General features: G+C 64.9%; 18 protein-coding genes and 1 pseudogene. 7 read left to right on the top strand and 12 right to left on the bottom strand.

Going from position 1 to position 19,584, the window contains the following annotated elements:
* Positions 1-238: 238 nt before the first annotated feature.
* Together V5279_RS04140 and V5279_RS04135 are read right to left on the bottom strand one after the other, a co-directional pair.
* Positions 239-1,465, bottom strand: a complete 1,227-nt coding sequence (locus tag V5279_RS04140) for an ABC transporter substrate-binding protein (RefSeq protein ID WP_338695341.1) — start codon at positions 1,463-1,465, stop codon at positions 239-241.
* Positions 1,466-1,755: 290 nt separating this feature from the next.
* On the bottom strand, positions 1,756-2,682 hold the full coding sequence (locus V5279_RS04135; protein WP_338695340.1) for a methyltransferase domain-containing protein: 927 nt from the start codon (positions 2,680-2,682) through the stop codon (positions 1,756-1,758).
* 151 nt (positions 2,683-2,833) lie between these two features.
* On the opposite strand from V5279_RS04135, the gene V5279_RS04130 reads away from it, so the two are divergent.
* The 5 genes from V5279_RS04130 (at position 2,834) to V5279_RS04110 (ending at position 8,301) form a co-directional block, all read left to right on the top strand.
* Positions 2,834-3,892, top strand: coding sequence for a ligase-associated DNA damage response exonuclease (locus V5279_RS04130; protein ID WP_338701838.1), 1,059 nt, complete (start codon positions 2,834-2,836; stop codon positions 3,890-3,892).
* Positions 3,889-5,694 carry a cisplatin damage response ATP-dependent DNA ligase gene (locus V5279_RS04125; RefSeq protein ID WP_338695339.1) on the top strand — a complete coding sequence of 602 codons (1,806 nt, stop codon included), beginning with the start codon at positions 3,889-3,891 and terminating at the stop codon, positions 5,692-5,694. The genes V5279_RS04130 and V5279_RS04125 overlap by 4 nt, the downstream gene beginning before the upstream one ends.
* Before the next feature lie 99 nt (positions 5,695-5,793).
* Positions 5,794-6,099 (top strand): DUF6460 domain-containing protein, encoded by a 306-nt coding sequence (locus tag V5279_RS04120; RefSeq protein WP_338695338.1) that lies wholly within the window; start codon positions 5,794-5,796, stop codon positions 6,097-6,099.
* A gap of 22 nt (positions 6,100-6,121) precedes the next feature.
* Positions 6,122-6,856: an MBL fold metallo-hydrolase gene (locus tag V5279_RS04115; protein WP_338695337.1), complete on the top strand. Its 735-nt coding sequence runs from the start codon at positions 6,122-6,124 to the stop codon at positions 6,854-6,856.
* Positions 6,857-6,975: 119 nt separating this feature from the next.
* A complete protein-coding gene (locus tag V5279_RS04110; RefSeq protein WP_338695336.1) occupies positions 6,976-8,301 on the top strand; it encodes an MATE family efflux transporter in 1,326 nt (441 codons plus the stop codon).
* 146 nt (positions 8,302-8,447) lie between these two features.
* Here V5279_RS04110 and V5279_RS04105 read toward each other — a convergent pair whose 3' ends face one another.
* Together V5279_RS04105 and V5279_RS04100 are read right to left on the bottom strand one after the other, a co-directional pair.
* Positions 8,448-9,545 (bottom strand): quinone-dependent dihydroorotate dehydrogenase, encoded by a 1,098-nt coding sequence (locus V5279_RS04105; RefSeq protein WP_338695334.1) that lies wholly within the window; start codon positions 9,543-9,545, stop codon positions 8,448-8,450.
* On the bottom strand, positions 9,542-9,886 hold the full coding sequence (locus tag V5279_RS04100; protein WP_338695332.1) for a DUF952 domain-containing protein: 345 nt from the start codon (positions 9,884-9,886) through the stop codon (positions 9,542-9,544). The genes V5279_RS04105 and V5279_RS04100 overlap by 4 nt, the downstream gene beginning before the upstream one ends.
* Positions 9,887-10,091: 205 nt before the next feature.
* Between V5279_RS04100 and V5279_RS04095 the strand changes: the two genes are divergently transcribed.
* Entirely contained in the window at positions 10,092-10,745 is a 654-nt protein-coding gene (locus V5279_RS04095; protein ID WP_338695330.1) for a helix-turn-helix transcriptional regulator, read from the top strand.
* Positions 10,746-10,934: 189 nt separating this feature from the next.
* On the opposite strand, the gene V5279_RS04090 is transcribed toward V5279_RS04095, so the two are convergent.
* The 6 genes from V5279_RS04090 to V5279_RS04065 form a co-directional block, all read right to left on the bottom strand.
* A complete protein-coding gene (locus tag V5279_RS04090; RefSeq protein ID WP_338695328.1) occupies positions 10,935-11,720 on the bottom strand; it encodes a class II aldolase/adducin family protein in 786 nt (261 codons plus the stop codon).
* 318 nt (positions 11,721-12,038) lie between these two features.
* Positions 12,039-13,679 carry a lysine--tRNA ligase gene (locus V5279_RS04085; RefSeq protein WP_338695326.1) on the bottom strand — a complete coding sequence of 547 codons (1,641 nt, stop codon included), beginning with the start codon at positions 13,677-13,679 and terminating at the stop codon, positions 12,039-12,041.
* 179 nt (positions 13,680-13,858) lie between these two features.
* A complete protein-coding gene (locus tag V5279_RS04080) occupies positions 13,859-14,701 on the bottom strand; it encodes a transporter substrate-binding domain-containing protein (RefSeq protein WP_338695324.1) in 843 nt (280 codons plus the stop codon).
* Between the two features lie 292 nt (positions 14,702-14,993).
* A complete protein-coding gene (locus V5279_RS04075) occupies positions 14,994-15,584 on the bottom strand; it encodes an SCO family protein (RefSeq protein WP_338695322.1) in 591 nt (196 codons plus the stop codon).
* 16 nt (positions 15,585-15,600) lie between these two features.
* The gene (locus V5279_RS04070; protein WP_414645898.1) at positions 15,601-15,735 is read right to left on the bottom strand and encodes a hypothetical protein; all 135 of its coding nucleotides are present in this window, start codon (positions 15,733-15,735) and stop codon (positions 15,601-15,603) included.
* A 197-nt stretch (positions 15,736-15,932) separates the two neighbouring features.
* Positions 15,933-16,400, bottom strand: a complete 468-nt coding sequence (locus tag V5279_RS04065) for a hypothetical protein (protein ID WP_338695317.1) — start codon at positions 16,398-16,400, stop codon at positions 15,933-15,935.
* A 276-nt stretch (positions 16,401-16,676) separates the two neighbouring features.
* On the opposite strand from V5279_RS04065, the pseudogene V5279_RS04060 reads away from it, so the two are divergent.
* Positions 16,677-18,336 (top strand): annotated as a pseudogene (locus V5279_RS04060) (FAD-binding dehydrogenase).
* A gap of 78 nt (positions 18,337-18,414) precedes the next feature.
* Here V5279_RS04060 and V5279_RS04055 read toward each other — a convergent pair.
* Both V5279_RS04055 and V5279_RS04050 read right to left on the bottom strand, forming a co-directional pair.
* The gene (locus V5279_RS04055) at positions 18,415-18,768 is read right to left on the bottom strand and encodes a hypothetical protein (RefSeq protein WP_338028990.1); all 354 of its coding nucleotides are present in this window, start codon (positions 18,766-18,768) and stop codon (positions 18,415-18,417) included.
* A 367-nt stretch (positions 18,769-19,135) separates the two neighbouring features.
* Positions 19,136-19,483 carry a helix-turn-helix domain-containing protein gene (locus V5279_RS04050; RefSeq protein WP_338695313.1) on the bottom strand — a complete coding sequence of 116 codons (348 nt, stop codon included), beginning with the start codon at positions 19,481-19,483 and terminating at the stop codon, positions 19,136-19,138.
* Positions 19,484-19,584: the final 101 nt, after the last annotated feature.

Below are 19,584 nucleotides of genomic sequence, written 5' to 3'. Positions count from 1 at the left end.
AGGCGGTTTCGTCGAGGGCGGAGCGGGGATGGCAGCAAGTGGCAGGGGGAGCGACGGTGCGCGTCGACGCCCTCTCCCCGTCCTTCACGGGGAGAGGGTTGGGGTGAGGGGCTGCTTCCGCGAGTGCCGAGCGCGGTGAGACCTGTACCCCCTCACCCGGATCGCATCTTCGATGCGATCCGACCTCTCCCCGCAAGCGGGGCGAGGTTGAGGAACAGCGAGAGAGCGCGCCCGCCCCCTACTCCACCACGGGCTTGTCGGAGATGTCCCAGTCCTTGCCGTTGAAGATCGAGATATAGAGCGTCTTCATCGGCGTGTAGTCGTCAGGCGTGTAGCTGTAATTGACGCCGTCAAGGAAGAAGGGCGAGTGGAAGCCGGCGAGCGTGGTGGCGTGCTTCAGCACGTTGGCGCGGGTGAGCTCGTCGCCGCAGCGGCGAAGGATCTCCGCCATCGTAGCCACCTGGCCGTAGCCGGCGAAGGCGATGGTGTTGTCGGGATCGATGTTGGGCAGATATTTCTTGCGCAGATCCTCGAACGCCATCGAGTCGGGGTCCTTCTCCCAGCGGCCCGGTCCTGCTTCCTTGGCGTAACGGATTGCGACGATGTCCTTGGCGTTCTCGAAACCGGCCGCGCTCAGGATCGAGCGGCCGGTCGAGCCGGCCGACAGCAGCTGCAGCGGCTTCCAGCCGAGCTCCGCCACCTTGCGGATCGATTGCGACGTCGCCTTGCCGGTGGTGATGTTGTAGAACACGTCGGCGCCCGACTTCGAGAGATTGATCAGCTGGGAATCGACCGTCGGATCGGTGAGATCGTAGGTCTGCTCCATGATCACCTGCGCGGTGCCGCCGGCATCGGCCAGCACCTTCTTGAACGGACCGAGGAAGTCGCGGCCGAAATCGTCGTTCTGGTAGAGGATGCCGATCTTGGCGTTCGGCTTCACGCTGACGACGTGTTTTGCAAGGATGCGCGCTTCGGTCGGATAGAGCGGCAGGCCCGCCATGGTCCATTTGAAATTCTTCGGGTCGTTCCACTTCGAGGCGCCGGTATTGAGCAACAGCTGCGGCACGCCCTTGGAATTGAGGTATTTGTGCACGGAGGTCTGCGGCGCGGTGCCGAGCGAACCGTACAGCGCCAGCACCTCCTCCTGCTCGACCAGGCGGCGCGTCGCCTCGACGCATTTCGGCGCGCTGTAGGCGTCGTCCATGGTGAGGAATTTCACCTTGCGGCCGTTGATGCCGCCCTTGTCGTTCAGCATCTGGAAATAGGCTTCGCCGACGCGGCCGAGCACGCCATAGAGCGAGCCGGGGCCGGAATGCGGCACGGTCTGACCGAGCTTGATCTCGGTGTCGCTCGCACCCGGATCGTATTTCTTGTCCGCGGCACGGACGAACGGCGCGGGCAGCACGGACGCTGCGATGACAGACAATGCAGTGGCACCAAACTCGCGCCGAGTATGTTTTTTCATTGCTTCTCTCCCTGAGGCGAAAAGCTCTCGCATTCCGCCCTGCGCCGGGCAAGCGCGAAGTCACCGCTTTGCGGCGCAATGCCGCGTCACGGCAAATGCGTAGCGTGTAGACTCAAGTTTGAGCACACAACGCGGACGACTCTTCCCTTCTCCCCTTGTGGGAGAAGGTGGCGCGGACAGCGTCCGCGCCGGATGAGGGGTCTGCATCCGCGGATGGAGACCCCTCACCCGGCTTCGATGCTACCGCATCGAAGCCACCCTCTCCCACAAGGGGAGAGGGTAAGAAAGCGTCACGGCTTGACGGCGACGGCGACGAGTCCGGGCGCCGGGATGTTATCTTCATTGCGCGCCGAGAGATCGTCGAGCAGAGCCAGCGTCAGCCCCGCAGCGGCGACGGAGGCGCGCACGTAGGGCGTGCTGTGGGCGTAGCGCAGCCCCTCGCCGATGACGACGCCCTCGCCGTCATGGGTCTCCGTCGTGAAGGCAAGCACGCCGCCTGACACCAGGACGCGTGCGGCCTCGGCCAGCAGCGGCGCGAGATCGGCGACATAGACCATCGCATCTGCGGCCAGGATCAATTCGGCGCTGGCGTCCGGCTTGCCGGAAATGCCGTTGAGCATGTCGTCGACCTCGAGCTCGGCATAGAGACCCGTGGCGCGCGCCTTGTCGATCATGCGCGGCGACAGGTCGATGCCGATGAAGCGGTCGACATGCTCCGCGAAAGCGCCTGCGGCCAGGCCCGTGCCGCAGCCGAGATCGATCGCGCGCTTGAAGAAGGCCGGCTTCTTCGCGCTCGCGCGCACCGACAGCACGGCCTTGAACAGCAGCGCCGGCCCGCGATAGCCGAGATCGCCGACCAGAGCGGCCTCGAAGCGCGGCGCATATTGATCGAACAATGTCTGCACGTAGCCCGGCGGCATCGCGCTGACAGCCTCGACGCCGAGCTGCATCAGATGCAGGCCGGCGCCATGGCGGTCTTCGGGATCGGCGTCGCGCGCGGCGCGGAAGGCTGCGATCGCAGCCTCGCGCTGGCCGAGCTCCAGGCGGATCTTGCCGAGCGTGTACCAGGCGGAGGGGAAATTCGGCACCAGCTCGATCGCTTGTTCGAGCAGATCGGCGGCAGCCGGCAGATCGCCCTTCAATTGCAGGTCGCGCGCGAACTCGTAGCGACGGTCGGCGACGAGGTCGCCGGAGGACAGAAACAGGCGGGGGGCCATTCTCTTCTTAACGAACCGATCTTGTCTTAAGGAACCGATCTGGCCTGTTACGGCCATCCATCAAAGCACGGACTCTTTCCGGAGATGGACGCGCCGGTCAAGCCCGCGCATGACGGCTAAACATCAGGGATCGAGCGCCTATATAGGGGCAATGCGCCCGCAAGACATCCTGATGCCCGTCCCGGCCGGGCTTTGCTGCAAGCCCGGCGGCTTCCACATCGATCCTGTCAGGCCGGTCGAACGTGCCTTGATCACGCATGGCCATTCCGATCATGCGCGCCCCGGTCATGGCGCGGTGCTCGCGACCCAGGAAACGCTCGACATGATGCGGCTGCGCTATGGCGAGAATTTCGCCGGCTCAGTGCAGGCCGTCGCTTACGGCGAGGAGATCAGGCTCGGCGACGTCACGGTGACGTTTCATCCCGCCGGCCATGTGCTGGGCTCCGCCCAGATATCGGTCACCTGCAAGGACACCCGCATCGTCGCCTCCGGCGACTACAAGGACGCGCGCGATCCGACCTGCGCGCCGTTCGAGCTCGTGCCGTGCGACGTCTTCATATCAGAGGCGACCTTTGGCCTGCCGGTGTTCCGCCATGGCGATGCGGCCGGCGAAGTGAACAAGCTGCTGGCATCGGTCAAACTGTTTCCGGAGCGCGCGCACCTGGTCGGCGCCTATTCGCTGGGTAAGGCGCAGCGCGTGATCGCGCTGCTGCGCGAGGCTGGTTACGACGCGCCGATCTATCTGCACGGCGCGATGGAGAAGATCACGTACTATTATCAAGAGCGCGGCATTGCGCTCGGCGAGCTCCGGCCGGCGCGCGGCATGAAGAAGGCCGAGCTGGCCGGCACCATCACGCTGGCGCCGCCGAGCGCGACATCCGACGTCTGGACCCGCCGCTTTCCCGATCCGGTCACGGCCTTTGCGTCGGGCTGGATGCGCGTGCGCGCCCGGGCCCGGCAGGGCGGCATCGAGCTGCCGCTGGTGATATCAGATCATGCCGACTGGGACGGGCTGACGGCGACGATCGCCGCGACCGGCGCCGGCGAGATCTGGGTCACCCACGGCCAGGAAGACGCGCTGGTGCATTGGTGCAAGAGCAAGGGCCTTGCCGCGCGGCCGCTCGATCTGGTCGGCTATGGCGACGAGGATGAGGGCGACACGGCGGCGGTCACCGGCGAGGCCCAGCCCGCCGGCGAGGCCGAAACATGAACCGCTTTGCCCAACTGCTCGACCGCCTCGCCTACGAGCCCGGCCGCAACAACAAGATCAAGCTGCTGGTTGCCTATTTCCGCGCAACCGAGGACCCCGACCGCGGCTACGCTCTGGCGGCGCTGACCGGTGCGCTGTCGTTCAAGCACGCCAAGCCGGGATTGATCCGCGATCTGATCACCGAACGCGCCGACCCGGTGCTGTTCGGCTACTCCTATGATTACGTCGGCGATCTCTCCGAGACCGTCGCGCTGATGTGGCCGAAGGCTTCCCCCTCTCCCGCTTGCGGGGGAGGGTCGGGGTGGGGGTCTCTCCACGCGATCGACAAGCGGAAAAAGCCCCCACCCGGATCGGCCGACCGCGCTGGCGCGCCGTCCGCCGATCCGACCTCCCCCGCAAGCGGGAGAGGTGAAGAAGGCGGCAAGTCCAGCCTCCACAACAACCCGCCTCCGCCGACGCTGACGGACGTCGTCACCACGCTGCGCACGCTCGGCAAGGCTGAATTGCCGGCGCAGCTGGCGCGCTGGCTGGACGAGCTCGACGAGACCGGACGCTGGGCGCTGCTAAAACTCGTCACCGGCGCGATGCGGATCGGGATCTCCGCGCGGCTGGCGAAAACCGCGGCGGCTGCGCTCGGGACTAAGGATCCGCACGAGATCGAGCTGATGTGGCCCGGCCTGTCGCCGCCCTATCTCGACCTGTTCGCCTGGCTTGAGGGCCGCGGCGACAAGCCTGTCAACCGCGACCCGACGCCGTTCCGTCCAGTGATGCTGGCGCATGCGATCGAGGATGCGGATTTCGCCGATCTCGACGCCGCCGATTTCAGCGCGGAATGGAAGTGGGACGGCATCCGCGTGCAGGCTGTCGCCGGCCGCGATGCGCGCGGTCACATCCAGGCGCGGCTCTATTCGCGCAGCGGTGAGGACATCACCGGCAGCTTCCCCGACCTCGTCCCGTCGCTGCATCTGCCCGGTGCAATCGACGGAGAACTGCTGGTGCTGCGCGAAAACCGCGTGCAGACCTTCAACGTGCTGCAGCAGCGGCTGAACCGGAAGGTGGTTTCGCCGAAGCTGATCAAGGAATTTCCGATCCATCTGCGCGCCTACGACCTGCTCGGCGACGACGATAACGATCTGCGTGAGCTGCCCTTCACCGAGCGCCGCGCGCATCTTGAGAGTTTCGTCGCCAAGCTGAACGATCCGCGCATCGACCTGTCGCCGACCGTTCCGTTCGCGAGCTGGGAAGAACTGGCCGCGGCGCGAGCCGATCCGAAAAGCGCCGGCGCCGGCGACGATGCCGACGCGGTCGAAGGCGTGATGCTGAAGCGGCGCGACGCGCCCTATCTGCCCGGACGGCCGAAGGGCCCGTGGTGGAAGTGGAAGCGCGATCCGCACATTATCGACGCGGTGCTGATGTATGCCCAGCGCGGCCATGGCAAGCGCTCGTCCTATTATTCCGACTACACGTTCGGGGTCTGGACCCGGGGCGATAACGGCGACGAACTCGTGCCGGTCGGCAAAGCCTATTTCGGCTTCACCGACGAGGAGCTGCTGCAGATCGACCGCTTCGTCCGCCGCAACACTACCGAGAAGTTCGGTCCGGTGCGGCATGTCGTGCATGAGCCGGATCAGGGGCTGGTGCTCGAAGTCGCGTTCGAGGGCTTGCAGCGCTCGCCGCGTCACAAATCCGGCGTCGCGATGCGCTTTCCCCGGATCAGCCGCCTGCGCTGGGACAAGCCACCGCGCGAGGCCGACCGCCTGGAGACACTTGAACGGTTGTTAATCTCCATGACGGGAAATTAAACCTGGAGCGCGCATGGCAGCCATTGATCGCGGCTCACGGGTTTCCCATGTGCTGCGCCGTGACCTATAATGCGCGGGCGATTCCGCCAGGAGAAAGCGATGCCAAACGACATCCGGGGCTTGCCGGCCGGCCAGAGCGACGGCCTGTACCGCTTTCTCGGCGGATCGCCGCTCGCGGTGGCGTTCCGGCTGATCCTGCTTTCGATCCTGGTCGGCGTTGTGCTCGCCGCGATCGGCCTCGATCCCTGGAACATCCTCTACAGCATCCGCAGGCTGTTCCAGAGCCTCTGGGATTTCGGCTTCGACGCGATCAACTGGGCCTGGCGTTACTTCCTGCTCGGCGCGGTGATCGTGATCCCGATCTGGCTGTTGTCGCGGCTGTTCGGCGCGCCGCGCGGCCGCTGATCCCAAGGAGAGCTCGCAGCCGATGCAATTGCGATTTGTCGGCTGCGGCGATGCATTCGGCTCCGGAGGCCGCTTCAACACCTGTTTCCATGTCAGCGGCGGGCGCGCCAATTTCCTGATCGACTGCGGCGCCTCGTCGCTCCCGGCGTTGAAGCGGCTCGAGATCGACTGCGAGGCGATCGACCTGATCCTGATCACGCATTTTCACGGCGATCATTTTGCCGGCCTGCCGTTCTTCCTGCTCGATGCACAGTTCTCCCGCCGCGCACGGCCGCTCGTGATCGCCGGGCCTGAGGGCATCGAAACGAAATTGCCTGCGGTGATGGAGGTGACGTTCGAGCATTCCTCCAAAACCAAACAACGCTTCGATCTGTCTGTGGTCACGCTCACACCGCAGCAGCGGCGCAGCTTTGGCGAGGTGACCGTGACGCCCTACCCGGTCATGCATGGCGAATCCGGCGGGCCGTTTCTGGCCTATCGGATCGAGGCGGAAGGCCGCGTCATCAGCTACAGCGCCGACACCGAGTGGACCGACGCGCTGATCCCGGCCGCGCAGGATGCCGACCTCTTCGTCGCCGAAGCCTACACCTACGACAAAATGGTCAAGAACCATCTCAGCCTGACAACGCTGGATGCGCATCTGCCGGCCATCAACGCGAAACGCGTGGTGCTCACCCATATGAGCGACGACATGCTTGGCCGCGTCGGCGATCTGCCCTACACGGCGGCAAGCGACGGCATGGTGGTCGAGTTCTGACCATGTGATGGCTTTGTCGCTGCTCCGCCCCCTCGCCACCGCATTGCTCTGAGAACAATTCCAGCATGGCCGCGCGACGGATGACGCGATAGAAACGTACATTCCTCGCAACTGTAGCCATGCACGCACCCATCCACCCAAAGATCACGACGCGCCAGGTATTCGCCATCGCCGGACCCGCGATGGTCGCCAACCTGACCACGCCGCTGATCGGCATCGTCTCGACCACCGCGATCGGCCGGCTCGACGATGCCGCGCTGCTCGGCGGCGTGGCGATGGCCTCGGTGATCTTCGACTGCCTGTTCTGGCTGTTCGCCTTCCTGCGCATGAGCACGCTGGCTTTCACCGCGCAGGCGCAAGGCGCCGGCGAGATCAGGGAATATGCCGCGATCCTGATGCGCGGTTTCATCGTCGCCGGCCTGATCGGTGCTGCGCTGATCGCGCTGCAGGTGCCGCTCGCCACGGTCACGTTCCAGCTGATGGGCGGCAGCGAGGGCGTCACGCACGCGGCCAAGAGCTATTTCATGATCCGGATCTGGTCGGCGCCGCTGGCGCTGGCCAATTACGTCATCCTGGGCTGGCTGGTCGGACAGGCGCGCGCCAATCTCGCGCTCGTCCTACAGATCGTGGTCAATCTCATCAACGTGGCCGCCACTGTGCTGCTGGTGCAGGTCTACGCCGCAGGCATCGCGGGCGCCGCGATCGCCGCCGTGCTGGCCGAAGCCACAGGCTTTGCAGCCGGTATCATCGCGGCCTGGCGGATCTCGCAGGGCGGCTTCGCCGTTCCCGCAGCCACGCTGTTTGATCGCGCCAAGCTGATGCGCATGCTGGCGGTCAACCGCGACATCATGGTCCGCACCGCGGCGCTGATCATCGTGTTCCTGTTCTTCACCGCCAAGGGCGCGCGCGAAGGCGACGTGACGCTGGCGGCGAATTCGGTGCTGAACAATTTCCTGCTGGTCAGCGCCTTCTTCCTCGATGGCCTCGCCAACGCCGCCCAGCAGCTGTGCGGCCGTGCGTTCGGCGCGCGCGATGCACGAGGCTTCGCCGATTCGACCCGGCTGGTGCTGCTGTGGGGTTTAGGCTTTGCGCTGGTCGTATCGGTGCTGTTTGCGCTGTTCGGACCGGCACTGATCAATCTGATGACGACCAGCGACGACGTGCGCCGCTATGCACGCGACTTCCTGCTGTTCGTGATCCTGGCGCCCCTGCCCGGCGTGTTCGCGTTCGGTTTCGATGGCATCTATGTCGGCGCGACCTGGGCGCGCGAGATGCGCAATTTGATGCTGGCCTCGCTCGCGATCTTCCTCGCCGCCTGGTGGGCACTCAACTCGTTCGGCAACACCGGACTGTGGATCGCGCTGCTCGGCTTCTACGTCGCACGCGGCGGCCTGCAGGGCCTGCGCTATCCGGCGCTGTTCAGGAAGACGTTCAAGGCTGCGTAGCCCGGCTAAGCCTCTCGTGTCCCGGACGCGGTGCGGCACGAAGTGACGCGCCGCAGAGCCGGGACCTATGTCAACCATGTGCCCCGGACCAGCAGCGCACCACGCCGCAACTTGCGTTGCACTGCATCCGGGGCACGAGAGAGTCGTTATCTCACCGGCCAGTCCTCGGCCGTGATGGTCGCGGCATCGGCGCCGACGATTTCCGACAGCGAGTCGCGGCCGGTGCGCAGCAGGGTCGAAGACAGATCGCGCTTGATGCCCTCGACCAGACCGATGCCCTTGTAGACCAGCGAGGAATAGAGCTGGATCAGACTGGCGCCGGCGCGAATTTTCGTCAGCGCGGCGCCACCGGAGTCGATGCCGCCGACGCCGATCAGCGGAAATGCGCCTTCGACGCGGACATAGGTCTCGGCCACCATCCGCGTCGACAGGCGGAACAGCGGACGGCCCGACAGGCCGCCCTGCTCCTTGGCGCGGTTCTCCTCGCGCAAGGTCGAGGGACGCGCCAGCGTAGTGTTGGCGACGATCATGCCGTCGACGCGCCGCGAGCGGGCGATGTGCACGACGTCGTCGAGCTCGGCGAGACTCAGATCCGGCGCGATCTTCAGCAGGACCGGCGAATCGCCGGCGTTCTTGCGCACGCGCTCGCGGGTATCGATGACCCGCGCCAGCAAATCGTCGAGCGCCGCCGATTGCTGCAGATTGCGCAGGCCCGGCGTATTCGGTGAGGACACGTTGACGGTGAAATAGCTCGCGACCGGGGCAAACGTCTCGATCAGCTTCACGTAGTCGGCGACACGGTCGGACGAATCCTTGTTGGCCCCGACATTGACCCCGATGATGCCGCCGCCGGCGGCCCGCGCGGCGAGCCGTCGCAGCACGGCCTCCGCGCCGTCATTGTTGAAGCCCATGCGGTTGATCACGGCCTCGTCGCGTTCCAGGCGAAACAGCCGCGGCCGCGGATTGCCTGCTTGCGGCTTCGGCGTCACCGAGCCGATCTCGACAAAGCCGAAGCCGAGCCGCAGCAGCGCGTCGGGCACTTCCGCGCTCTTGTCGAAGCCCGCCGCCATGCCGATCGGGTTCGGAAAGTTGAGCCCGAAGGCGCGCACCGCGAGCTTGGGATCATCCACTCGCTGCCGGATCGGCGGCAGCAGCTTCAGGCCCTGGATCGCCATGCGATGGGCATCTTCCGGATCGAACCAGCGCAGCAGCGGCAGTGAGAAGGCGTCGAAGGCACGGATCACGGCTCGAGCTCCGGAACGTCGTGACCGCCGTCGGAGCGCGCGCGCAGGTCGAGGATTTCGGTGACTGCGCCGAGGTCGAGCTCGCCATAGAGATGCGGGAACAGCTCGTCGTTGCGCGAACGCTCCCAGCGCAAATCGTCACCGAGCGCATCGGCATCGACCTCGACCAGGAATAGGCCGGTTTGCCCGTGGTAGTGCTTGCGCGCGGTCTCGGCCACCTGCGAGGCGGTGGAAAAATGGATGAAGCCGTCGCGTTGGTCGTCCGCACTGCCCCGGTACACGCCCTGCCGCTCGGCCTCACGCCAGGCCGAAGCGGGGGTGATTTTGTAGATCATAGGCACGGGCCGGCGCTCCCTTTTGTCCTTGAATCTCTTGGGGTTTATCCGGATTTGATGGGGATTGCCCCAGACGCCACCGGGCGAGCGAGGGACCGTATCGGCGGCGGCGGCGCAACTCAAGCGGCGCCGGGACACAGAACACGGCAGATTTGCGAAATTCGCGAGTTTCAGGCAATAATTCCTAGGACTGCACCCGGGGACATCCTCGATGGCCAAACAGCCCAAAGCCGCCCGACCGCTGACCCACGCTCAGGTCTGGGCCGCGCTCGACCGGCTCGCCGAACGCGCCGGCCTGTCGCCGTCCGGCCTTGCCAAGCAGTCCGGCCTCGATCCCACCACCTTCAACAAGTCCAAGCGCGTGACCAGCGACGGGCGCGAGCGCTGGCCGTCGACCGAATCGCTCTCCAAGGCGCTGGCCGCGAGCAATGCCAGCATGGAGACCTTCGTGCAGCTGCTCGGCGACGGCCCGCGCGGCGGCCAGTCGGTACCCCTGATCGGCTTCGCCCAGGCCGGCGCCGGCGGCTTTTTCGACGATAGCGGTTTTCCCGCCGGCAAGGGCTGGGATGAAGTGGCGCTGCCGGCCACCACCGACGAGCACGCCTATGCGCTGGAGATCGAGGGCGACTCGATGAAGCCCGCCTATCGCGAAGGTGACATCATCGTGGTGTCACCCGCGACCGCGATCCGCCGCGGCGACCGCGTCGTGGTGCGCACGACCGGCGGCGAGGTGATGGTGAAGGAATTGAGGCGCCGCACCGCCAAGGTGCTGGAACTCGCGTCGCTCAATCCGGAGCACCCCGACCGCATGCTCGACGCCGAAGAGGTGGTGTGGATCGCACGCATCGTGTGGGCAAGTCAGTAGCTGGCGAGTCCGTCGCCACCAATACCGATGTCGTCCCGGGCAAGCGAAGCGCGACCCGGGACCCATAACCACCGCACGCCCTGTTTGAGCAGGCTGGTGCCCCGGCCTGCTCCAACAACTCAATCCTGTGGTAATGGGTCCCGGCCTTCGCCGGGACGACGGCGGAGGTTGTAGCGCCGTCCGAGCCCCTTACGTCGCGTAGTCCGGCTCCTTGCGGTCCAGCATCCGCTTCAGCGCATCGAAATGCCGCTGCGCCGGGGTCGGGCCGTTGTAGAGATGGTCGTCGCGGAAATCGCGCTTGGTCTTCTCGACCACGTGCTGCGGCAATTGCTTGAGTGGCTGCTGGGTCCACATCGCGTAGATCTGCACCTGCGCGGCGCGCTCGATGTAATAGAGCCGGTCATAGGCGTCGGCGACGGTCGCGCCGACGGTCGAGATGCCGTGATTGGCCATGAACAAGATGGTCTTGTTGCCGATCACCCTGGCGAGCCGCGCACCTTCCTCGGGATCAAGCGCGGGGCCGGTGTAGAGATCGTCATAGGCAATCGCCTCCGACAGCCCGACCTCGGTCTGCCCGATCTCCTTGATGCGCGGATCCTCAAGCCGGGTCAGCGCGCTCGCATAGGGCATGTGGGTGTGGAATACCGCCTTGGCCTGCGGCAGCGCCTTGTGGATCGGCGCATGGATGCAATAGCAGGAGCGCTCGACCTCGCCCTCGCCGCGCTTCACCTCGGCATCGTCGATGCCGACCTCCATGAAGGACGACGCGGTGACCTCCGACCAATGCATGCCGAACGGGATCTGGTAGTAGCGGTCGGTGCGGCCGGGCACCACCAAGGTGAGATGGTTGAAGATGCCTTCCGAAAAGCCGTGGTTGAAGGCGAGCCGATGTGCTGCCGCGAGATCGACCCGCGCCTGCCATTCCTCGGCGCTCGAACTGTCCTGCAGCGATGTCGGCGAAACCCTGAACTGCATGCGCATGCTCCCATCTGTGCCGGCCTCTCGGCGGAGGCCGTCCTGATTTTATGGGCGGAGTGTAGCGCAATCCGGCGGCGGCCTTGGGTGAAATTGGCGAGGATCAGCCATCCGGATTTTGCGGGCTTGTCGTCTATGGCGGCCGCAATCATCGCTGTCGTCCCGGCCTTGAGCCGGGACCCATAACCACGAATGGTCGTACGTTACGAGCTTAGGCCACAGCCTACGCTACCGTCTCGCAGCTGTGGTTATGGGTCCCTGCTCGCGTGCGCAATTGCGCACTAGGCAGGGACGACCATGGCGTGAAAGCTCATCGATCTACGACGACCGCGCCAGCGCGCCGTCGATCATGTTGACCGCGTTCTGCACGCCGTAGACCGCGACGAAGGAGCCGAAGCGCGGGCCCTTCTCCTGGCCGAGCAGCACCTGGTAGAGCATGTTGAACCAGTCGAGCGAGACGCCGGGACGGCCGTCCTTGCCCTTCTTCACCACGTCGAGGAACGGCTCGCGGCGGCCGATCTCATAGACCACGTTCTGGATGTCCTCCGCGGTCGCATCCGCCGGCATGTTGGCAAGCGCATCGCGCAGATCCTGCAGCGCGGCGCGTTCGCCATCGGTCGGCTCGCGGAACTGCTTGGTCGGCGCCACGAAGTCGCGATAGTAGTTGATGGCATAGCCGACCATGGCGTCGAGCTTGGGATGGGTCTGCGGCGTCACGCCCGGCCGGTAGCGGCCGATGAAGCCCCACAGCGTCTCGGCGTTTTCCGCATTCGACGACGACACCAGCGTCAGCAGGAGCTGGAAGGTGACGGGCATGTCGGCCTGCGGCGGCTTGCCGGAATGGGTGTGCCAGACCGGATTCTGCAGCTGCTGCCGCGCCTCCTGCCGCGTGAAGCCGTCGAGGAACTGCTGGTACTCGTCGACATTGCGCGGGATGACGTCGAAATAAAGCCGCTTCGCCGCCTTGGGCTCACGGTACATGAACAGCGAAAGCGATTCCGGCGAGGCGTAGCGCAGCCATTCGTCGATGGTCAGCCCGTTGCCCTTCGACTTCGAGATCTTCTGGCCCTTCTCGTCGAGGAACAGCTCGTAGTTGAAGCCTTCCGGCGGCGTGCCGCCGAGCGCCGAGCAGATCTTGCCCGACAGCTTCACCGAGTCGATCAGGTCCTTGCCGGCCATTTCATAGTCGACGCCGAGCGCGTACCAGCGCATCGCCCAGTCCGGCTTCCATTGCAGCTTGCAGCGGCCGCCGGTGACGGGAACGGTGACGCTCTCCTTGGTGTCGGGATCCTCATAGGAGATCGTGCCGGCCTTGGCGTCGTGCGCCGTCACCGGCACGTAGAGCACGAGGCCGGTGCGCGGACAGATCGGCAGGAACGGCGAGTAGCTCGCCGCCCGCTCCTCGCGCAGCGACGGCAGCATGATCGCCATCACCTTCTCGATCCGCTCCAGCATGCGCAGCAGCGCGGCGTCGAACCGGCCCGAGGTGTAATATTCGGTCGAGCTCGCGAACTCGTAATCGAAGCCGAACTGGTCGAGGAAGGCGCGCAGCCGGGCATTGTTGTGCTGGCCGAAGCTCGGATGGGTGCCGAACGGGTCCGGCACCTTGGTCAAGGGCATGCCGAGATGCTGCTCCAGCAGCTCCTTGTTCGGCACATTGTCCGGCACCTTGCGCAGGCCGTCCATGTCGTCGGAGAAGGCGAGCAGGCGGGTCTTGATCTTGTCCTCGGTGAGCACGCGGAAGGCGTGGCGCACCATCGTGGTGCGCGCAACCTCGCCGAACGTGCCGATATGCGGCAGGCCCGACGGACCATAGCCGGTCTCGAACAGCACCTCGTCCTTCGGATTTTTCTTCAGCCGCGCCACAATCGCTTTCGCCTGCTCGAACGGCCAGGCGTTGGATTGTTCGGCGAGCGCCCGCAGGTCGCTCGGGCTGGCAGCAAGATCAATCACGGACATTCTTCAGGCTTTCTCCAAAAAGGCCGCGAAAACTAACGCTTTCGCGGCAAAATGCAAAACGACGGCAGGTTCGTCATTCCGGGATGGTGCGTTAGCACCAGACCGCAGATGCACAATTGTGCATCGGGGAATCTCGAGATTCCGGGTTCGATGCCATGCATCGCCCCGGAATGACGGATTCAAAACGGGCTGATCGAGAAATAGCGCAGCCACAGATCGGTGAAGCGGCCTTTTTCCCAGATCCGGAACAGCGCCCAATTCAGCGACTGCCGGAGCAGATCGTTGCCCTTGCGGACGGCGATGCCGACGCCCTCACCGAAAAAGCGGCTTTCGACAAAGGGGCCGCCGGAGAACGCGCAGCATTCGCCGGAATCGGTGCCGTTGATCCAGAACGCGAGCGAGATCGCATCGCCAAAGATGAAGTCGACCTCGCCGCGGCGCAGCGCCGCGCGCAACGCGTCGTTATCCGGATAGGAATGGATCTCGGCGTCGGTGAACATCGCCTTGAGGTAGGCCTCGTGCGAGGTGCCGGCGATGACGCCGACCTTCTTGCCCTCGAGATATTCCGGCCGGATTTCCGGCATCACATTGTCGCGGCGCGACACGAAGCGTGCCGGCGCGCGGTAATAGGGATCGGTGAAATCGACCTTGGCGCGCAGCTGCGGCGTCACCGCCATCGACGCGATGATGGCATCGCCCCGGTTGGTGGCCAGCGCGTCGATCAGGGTCTCGAAGCGGCGCATCTGGATGGTGCAGGTGACCTTGATCTCGTCGCAGAGCGAACGCGCCAGATCGACGTTGAAGCCGGCCGGATTGCCGTCCGGCCCGGTGAAGTTGAACGGCGGATAGTCGGTCTCGGTCAGGAAGCGGATCACGGTGAGGCGCGACAGGTCCGGCCGATCCGGGCGGCGCCGCGGGTCCCAGAAGCCCGGCACCGCCTGCGGCGCGGCCTCGGCAGCGGCCTTGGGCGGCGGGGTTGGGGTCGGTGGCACGGCAGCGGCCGGGGGCGGCGCAGGCGCCATCGGTGCAGGGGCCGGTTTGGCGGAAGGAGCCGGAGTTGGAGCGGGAGCCGTCTTGGCCGCGGGCGCCTGCTGTGCCTGGGTGGGGGGTGTCTGCGCGATCGCAGGGCCTGCCAGAGCCAGCAAGCCAGCCGCCATCACCCCCGCGGCCAGGCAAAGCTGGCGCGAGCGGACGGCAAAGGGCTGGGCGGACAAATCTGGCATAACCGGCAATTTTAGGGAATTGAACGGCTTATAGACCATCCGGCGCGTGATGCGAGCGCCGATTGGGTTAATTCTGAAGCGGAAATGGCAATCAGAGATACCGTTTGAGATCGGCCGCGGCCTCTTCCGGCGTCCGTTTCAGATTGAACGGCGAAACGAAACGGCCGTCGCGATCCATCAGATAGATCAGCGCGGTGTGATCCATCGTGTAGTCGCCATCCTTCAGCGGCACCTTCTTGGCGTAGACGCGATAGCTCGACAGCACCTTGGCGATCGCGGCGGGGTCGCCGGTCAGGCCCTTGAGGTGCGGATCGAAGCTCGAAAGGTAATCCTTCATCGCGGTGGCGGTGTCGCGTTCCGGATCGACCGAGACGAAATAGGCATTCACGCGATCGGCGTCCTTGCCCATCGCCTTCAGGACCTCGGAAATCTCGAACAGCGAGGTCGGGCAGACGTCCGGGCAATGGGTGAAGCCGAAGAAGATCAGCGTCGGCTTGCCCTGGAGGTTCTTGTCGGTGACGATCTGGCCGGCCTGGTCGGTGAGCTGGAACGGGCCGCCGATCGCGGCCGGGGCGGCAACAGTGCGGAGACCCCCGACCGCCCACAGCATAAGGAACAGGCCGACCGCGAGGCTGCCGGCGAAGGCGGCGAAGATCACCAGCGGGCGAGTGGTCCGGGGCATGGGCAGGACATCCTTGTCAGAAGCAGGCGGAGATGCCGGCCGTGATCATTTCGAAAAACACCGCGGTCCCGTAGTGGAACCAGAGCGCCGCGGCGGCAAGCAGGACCACCCCGCCGATGCCGGCGGCGCCCCACAGGATCGCAGATGCCACCCGGCCCTGCGGAGCCGTCACGAGCTCGGATCGGGTGGAGATCGGCTGAACCATACGGTTGAGATAAGCCGGGTTCCGGCAGGCAGCAAGCGCAACGGCGGCCGCAGGCCGTCAAATGATAGCGAGGCTACTCCCGGCAGCGGCCGGATCACGCCGGCGATGGCAGACGAGGATTAAATGCAGAGATCAGCCGGAGCTCAGTGCTCGGGCTTCGACGCCGAGGCCTGGGCATTGAGATAGCACGGCTTGTACAGCGCCTGTAGCTGCTTGCCGCGCAGGAAGATCATCCGGCGGGTCAGGCCACCGCGGTCCGTGATCCATCTGCGAACGGCCGGCGGGTACATCAGGTACAGCATATGGGTGGCTTCGGGATTGGGGACCGGGCGGCCGTCGTCACCGTAATCCCAGGCCGCATGGAAGCCGAGACTGGCGTGTGACGTCACACAAATCCGGTCATGAGGAACCTTGCCGAGCACGATGGTGCAGGCCGAGGCGCACAACCCGTCGATGATGACGGTCTCACCCGACGTGCGCAGGTCCTGATATCTGTCGACATAGACCCCGATCTTGCCGCCGCGATCGTCGGCGATTCTGACCACTGCCTGTGACGCCCCCATTCCCGCCAGCAGGAGAACCGCAGCGAGCAACCCCGTCATCAACTTCATTGGCCAGCCCCAGTCGAAACCGAATCTGTTGGTCTTGTGATGCAAGTTGGTTGTGAGCGTGTTGCGGCCGCGGATTTTTGTCCAGACGAGCGAAGCCGGTCAAAACAAATTCAAATTGGGTGTTGCGCGCGCGCTGCAGTGGAGCGTGGAAAAGGTCCCAAACTGGAACAGCCTGCAACAACAGCTTGGTGCCGCGCCGCCACAGGCAAGGTCCATTTGGCGTTGACCGCGCGCAATCACGCGGTCTTCAATCGCAACGGGACGGGGGAATCAAACATGGCTGACGATGCGGATGTGATCGTGATTGGCGCCGGGCTGGCAGGCCTGGTCGCCGCAACCGAGATCGCCGACGCGGGCAAGCGCGTCATCGTGCTCGACCAGGAAGGGGAACAGAGCATTGGCGGCCAGGCCTTCTGGTCGTTCGGCGGATTGTTTCTGGTCGATTCGCCGGAGCAGCGCCGGCTTGGCATCAAGGATTCCGCCGACCTCGCACTGCAGGACTGGATGGGCACCGCCGGTTTCGATCGCGAGGAGGATCACTGGCCGCGCAAATGGGCTGAAGCCTATGTCGCGTTCGCGGCGGGCGAGAAGCGCGACTGGCTGCGCGCGATGGGCCATCGCATCTTCCCGGTGGTCGGCTGGGCCGAACGCGGCGGCTATGACGCGATGGGCCATGGCAATTCGGTGCCGCGCTTTCACGTCACCTGGGGGCACCGGTCCCGGCATCGTCGAGCCATTCGAGCGTCGCGCACGCGAGGCCGCGAAAAGCGGACGGCTGGTGTTCAAATTCCGCCATCGGGTCGACGCGCTCGATGTCAGCAACGGCGCGGTCGACGGCGTACGCGGCGTCATCCTGGAACCAACAGGCGTCGAGCGCGGCAAGAGTTCCTCGCGCACCGTCGTCGGCGATTTTGCACTTCGCGCGCAGGCGGTGATCGTCGCCTCCGGCGGCATCGGCGGCAATCATGAACTGGTGCGGCAGAACTGGCCGAAGCGGCTCGGTGAACCGCCCAAATTCATGATCTCCGGCGTACCCGAACATGTTGACGGCCGCATGATCGGCATCACCGAGGCGGCCGGCGGCCGGCTGATCAACCGCGACCGGATGTGGCACTATGTTGAGGGCATCCGGAACTGGAACCCGATCTGGCCGCGTCACGGCATCCGGATTCTGCCGGGACCGTCATCGCTGTGGTTCGACGCGTCAGGCAAGCGGCTGCCCGCGCCGCTGTTCCCGGGCTCCGACACGCTCGGGCAGCTGCACTACATCATGGGCACAGGCTACGACTATTCGTGGTTCATCCTGACCCAGAGCATCATCAAGAAGGAATTCGCGCTCTCAGGCTCGGAGCAGAACCCGGACCTCACCGGCAAGAGCTGGCGCATGACGATCAAGCGCGCCACCAACAAGGGTGCGCCGGCGCCGGTCGAAGCCTTCAAGCAGCACGGCGCCGACTTCATTGTGCGCGACAATCTCGCCGATCTCGTCGGTGCCATGAACAAGCTCGCCGGCAACGAGCTGTTGCAGCTCGATGCCATCAAGACGCAGATCGAGGCACGCGACCGCGAAATCACCAATCCCTACGTCAAGGATGCGCAGGTGATGAACCTGCACAATGCGCGCCGCTATATCGGCGACAGGCTGATCCGCACCGCGAAGCCGCATCGGATCCTTGATCCCGAGCACGGCCCGCTGATCGCGGTGAAGCTCAACATCCTCACCCGCAAGACCCTCGGCGGCTTCGAGACTGATCTGGATTCGCGCGTGTTCGGCAATGATCACCAGATCATCCGCGGGCTCTACGCGGCCGGCGAAGCCGCCGGCTTCGGCGGTGGCGGCGTGCACGGCTATCGCTCGCTGGAGGGCACGTTCCTCGGCGGCTGTCTGTTTTCTGGCCGCAACGCCGGACGCGCGGCGGCGAAGGCGGCGGGCTAGGCCCGCCGGCATGAACCGGCGGGCTCTTCTTGTTGAGTCCAAATTTCTTCAGGCTGCGATTTTCTTCAGGCCGTCTTGTCAGGCCGTCTTGGCGAAAAGCGTCAGCACGCCGTTGGCGAGATTGACAGCGACAACCTGTGACGAGCTCAGGCCCTTCGCCTTAAGCGCGGATACTGCTTCCGCGGACCCCTCGATGGAACCCCGAAGGTTCCGCAGGTCGTCTTCGCTTGCCTTTGCTACGACAGCCTCGATCTTTGACCGGACGTCGGGCTGGAGGTCCTTGATGTTCACGACCTGTATGCTCCGGATGGTGGTGGACTCGTCAGACTGAGCCTGTGGCGGCGCCTTCGGCTGCGTTCCCTGCACTTGCGCCCAAGCAGGTGTTCCAAGCGAGAGCGCCGCAACGATGACGGATGCCGTAGAGATGCGCATGAGCATTCCTTTGGTTGATTGCCCCCAACATCCCGCGACAACGGACTATCCTTGCTTAAGGTTCCGGCCGGAAATCCGCTCGCTAGACTAGTGCAGTATGAACTTATGGGACCGTCGCCGCGGGCGCTGCCAAAATATCGAAAACAACCCCATGCAAAGTAGCCGGCGGTGGCCGGCGTTCGACCAAGCAACTTGACACGTCGGGCAATTCAGGGATATTTTTCTAATATTCCGAAGTTGCGCAAATGTCCTTCGCCCCAAGGCTGTCGCATATGGCATTTGCGGACTGCTGCTACTGACGCTCCACGTCGCAGGCGGGAGAGCGAACGCGCCTTAATTCGCGGCCACAGCTTAATCTCATCTTGCTCTAGTCTGCCTCGGCGCTGAGGAAGCGGACGCCGAAGGCGTCGGCATTGGTTTCGCCCCAGTCATAGAGTGCCTGCAACATCGGTTTCAGCATCTCGCCGCGCTTGGTCAGGCAGTAGCGCGAGGAACCACCGCCGCGCTCCTGCCTGACGAAGCCTGAATTGCAGAGATCGCGCAGGCGCTCGGTCAAGACCTTGTCGCTGAGCTGCGGGATGTCGTGGCGCAGTTCGCCGTAGCGCATCGGCCGGACCTTCAGCCGGCTCAGGATCACGGTCTTCCATTTGCCGCTGAGCTGATCGATCGAGAACTCGACCGGGCAGCCATATTTGCGCTTGGTCTTGCGGATCATCCCGTTCTCCCGCGGCACTTTCCATCTGGTTCGTTGAGAGCCGCCATCGATCCATCTAAGCACGCTTTGCGCGGGTTGGGCGAGTTCAGGGATCATTGCAA

It is taken from the genome of Bradyrhizobium sp. 26S5 (assembly GCF_036923295.1).
In the GTDB taxonomy this organism is placed as follows: Bacteria; Pseudomonadota; Alphaproteobacteria; order Rhizobiales; family Xanthobacteraceae; genus Bradyrhizobium; species Bradyrhizobium septentrionale.
This window is presented reverse-complemented; position numbering and strand designations above follow the sequence as displayed.